This is a genomic window from Kineococcus siccus (assembly GCF_009906795.1).
GTDB classification, from domain to species: domain Bacteria; phylum Actinomycetota; class Actinomycetes; order Actinomycetales; family Kineococcaceae; genus Kineococcus; species Kineococcus siccus.
Genome location: NZ_JAAALN010000314.1, coordinates 1 through 3,380 on the forward strand (window position 1 = coordinate 1; position 3,380 = coordinate 3,380).

Below are 3,380 nucleotides of genomic sequence, written 5' to 3' on the forward strand. Positions count from 1 at the left end.
CCGCTGATCCCGGCCCCGAGGCCGGCGGGGATCGCGGAGACGGCCCGGGCCCGCGCCGCCACGGCTAGCGTGCTGCGGGTGCAGGAGCAGGACGTCCCCACCCCGGCGCGCGGGGTCCTCGCGTGGGTCCTCGTGGTGGGTGCATCGGCGCCCGCGCTGCTGACCGCGGACGTGGTCCGGCGCGTCCTGGGCGGTGCGCTGGACACCTACTACGGCAACCAGTACGACGCGGCCCAACCGGAGATCACGCTCTCCCAGCGGTGGGAGTGGCTGCAGTACACGGCGTTCCCCGAGACCGGCGCGCTCGCGTCGGCGCTCGCCCTCGTGGTCGTGGCGGCCGTCGTGGTCGCCCGGCGCCCCCGCGCGCTCGTACCGCCGCGGCCCGCGCGCTGGCTGGCCGCGGCCGCGGGCGGCGTCACGGCGCTGCTGGGCCTGGGGACGCTGACGGGGCTCCTGACCTACGCGGCGCGCAGCCAGCCCGGACCCGAGGAGGTCGCCGACTTCGGGCGCTCGACACCCGAGTACCTCGTCCTCGCGCCCCGCGCGGGCATCGCGCTGCTCGCCGCTGTGCTGGCCGTCACGGCCACCGTCGTCCTGCTGCGGACGCCCGCCGAGCCGGAGGGCCCCGTGGCCGGCCCGGTCGAGGAGGAGGCGCCCGCGCCCGGCGAGCCGGCCGTGGACCCGGAGGGTGAGCAGGGGAACGTCGCCGCGGCGGCCCCGGCCGCGACGTCCCGCGTGGTCGCCCGCGCCCCGGAGCCGCCGTGCGACCCCGCGGCCGAGCTGCCGCGCCTGCGCGCCGAGGAGCTCGCGCTCTACCGCCGCCCGCGCTGACCCGGCCCGCGGCCGGGACGTCCCGGCGACGACGAGAGGCCCCCGGCCGTCCCCCCCGAGGGGACGGCCGAGGGCCTCTGCCGGTGCGGTGTCCTGGTGGTGCGGTGTCCTAGTGGTGCGGTGTCCTGGTGGTGCGGTGGCTCAGGCGGGCGTCGCCTCGAGCTCGAGGACGCGGTCGACGTCGAGGACGAGCAGCAGCGCGTCGTCGAGCTTGTAGGCGCCGCGGATGAGCTCGCGGATCGGGCCGGACAGCGTGTCCGGCGGCGGCTCGAAGGTCGCGTCGGCGGCCTCGATGACGCCCCCGATCGAGTCGACCAGCAGGCTCCAGACCTCGTCGGCGGCCCGGACGACGACGTTCATCGCGACCTGACCCTCCTCGCGGTCCGGCAGCCACAGGCGGCGGCGCAGGTCCAGGGCCGTGACGACCTGGCCGCGGAGGTTGATGAGCCCGCCGATCGCCGGCGGGGCGAGCGGGGCGGGGGTGCGGGGCTGCTCGGTGAGCACCTCCTGCACACGGCGGACCTCGACACCGAACAGGTGCCCGGCGAGGTGGAAGGTGGCGTACTGCGTGGACACGTCAGACCCCCAGGCGAGTGGTTGCCGCGGCAAGCTCCTTCTGAGCCTGCTCGGTGAAGAAGTTCGGGTCGGCGGCGAGGATCGCCGCACGCACGTCCAGCAGCTCCGTGACCCGGTCGCGGATCACGGCCGAACCGACCAGACCGGCGTCGTCGATGTCGCTGTGCGCGTCCTGCCCGGAGACGATGTCGATGATCTCGTCGACGACGATCGCCACGCTGCGCCCGCGGGCCGAGTAGACGACACCCGGGACCGCGTCGAGCTCGGAGGCGTTGCGCGCGCCGCGCGCCCCGCCGCCGAGGTGGTGCGAGAGCCGGACCAGCGGGAGGATCTCGCCGCGGTAGCGGACGACCTCCCGGCGGCCGACGCGCTCGATGGAGTCGGTCTTGAACTCCTCGAGGCGCGTGACGACGTCCAGCGGGATCGCGACGCGGCGGTTGTCGCCCAGCCCGACCACGAGCAGGCGCTGGCCGTCGGCCACGGTGGAGGCCGCGGCGACCTGCTGGCCCGCGATGTGGTCGAGACCGTCGGCGCGCATGGTGCGGCGGGCCAGCGACTGCACGTCGAGGATGAGGGAGACCCGCCCGTCGCCGAGGATGGTGGCGCCGGCGTAGCTGCCGATCGCCTTGAGCGCACCGGAGAGCGGCTTGACGACGATCTCCTCGGTGTCCAGGACGCGGTCGACCACGAGGCCGAACCGGCGGCCGTCGCACTCCAGCACCGCGATCACGAGGTTGGTGGGCAGTTCCGCGTCGGCGGGGCGCTTGAGCTCCAGCGCCTCCTCCAGGCGGATCAGCGGGAGCAGGACCCCGCGCAGGCGGTAGACCTTCGCGCCGCCGACGTCCTCGATCGCGTTGGCCATGCGGCCCGTGTCGAGGCTGACGAGCTCCAGCAGGTTCACCTGCGGCATCGCGTAGCGCTGACCGGCGCACTCGACGGTCAGGGCGGGGACGATGGCCAGCGTCAGCGGGATCCGCAGGCGCCAGATCGTGCCGGTGCCCGGGGTGGACTCGACGTCGACGGAACCGCCGATGCGCTCGATGTTCGTCTTCACGACGTCCATGCCGACACCGCGGCCGGACACGTTCGTCACCTTCGCCGCGGTCGAGAACCCCGGCATGAAGAGGAACTGCAGGATGTCGTTGGTGGTCAGCGTCTCCAGCTTGGCCTGGGTGATGAGGCCCTTCTGGACGGCCTTGGCGCCGATGATCGCGGGGTCGATGCCCTTGCCGTCGTCGCGGACCTCGACGAGGACCTGACCGCCCTCGTGCGCGGCGCGCATCTTCAGCGTCCCGACCTCGGACTTGCCCGCGGCGAGGCGGACGTCCGGCGGCTCGATGCCGTGGTCGACGGCGTTGCGGACGATGTGGGTCAGCGGGTCCTTGACCGCCTCCAGCAGCGTGCGGTCGAGCTCGGTGTCGCCACCCTCCATCTCCAGCTTGATCTTGCGGCCGAGCTGGCTGGAGAGGTCGCGCACGACGCGGGGCAGCTTGGACCACAGGTGGTCGATGGGCTGCATGCGGGTGCGCATGACGCCCTCCTGCATCTCGCTCGCGACGAGGTTCAGGCGGTGGCAGGCGCGGGTGAGGTCCTCGTCGCGCAGGGCGCTCGCGCGCTGCAGGATCTGGTTGCGGGCCAGCACCAGCTCGCCGGCCTGGCGCACGAGGGACTCGAGGAGTTCCACGTCGACGCGGATGGTGGACTCGGCGGCGGACCCGGCCTGCGCGCGGTTGGTCTCGGGGGCGGCGTGCGCCGGCTCGACGACGGCGGGCACCAGGTCGGCGGGAGCGGCCGCGACCGGCTCGGGAGCCACCTCGGCGACGGGCTCGGCCGCGGGCTCGGGGACGGACTCGGCGGGGGGCTCCTCGCGCACCTGCCGGACGCCCGCGGGCAGGTCCCGCGGCGGCCCGACGACCACGACGCGGACCCCCGTGCCCGGCTCCGGAGGGTCGGGCGGGGTGGCCAGCAGGGCG

General features: G+C 74.9%; 2 protein-coding genes and 1 pseudogene. 1 reads left to right on the forward strand and 2 read right to left on the reverse strand.

Annotation, left to right across the window (positions count from 1 at the left end; translation table 11 throughout):
- A pseudogene (locus GTR02_RS20640) lies at positions 1 to 831 on the forward strand (hypothetical protein); the annotation flags it as partial.
- 141 nt (positions 832 to 972) lie between these two features.
- On the opposite strand, the gene GTR02_RS20645 reads toward GTR02_RS20640, so the two are convergent.
- Together GTR02_RS20645 and GTR02_RS20650 are read right to left on the reverse strand one after the other, a co-directional pair.
- Complete coding sequence (locus tag GTR02_RS20645) at positions 973 to 1,407, reverse strand: chemotaxis protein CheW (RefSeq protein WP_166609355.1); 435 nt, start codon at positions 1,405 to 1,407, stop codon at positions 973 to 975.
- Between the two features lies 1 nt (position 1,408).
- Positions 1,409 to 3,380 (reverse strand): chemotaxis protein CheW (locus GTR02_RS20650; RefSeq protein ID WP_240896139.1); only part of this gene is annotated, 1,972 nt, incomplete at its 5' end.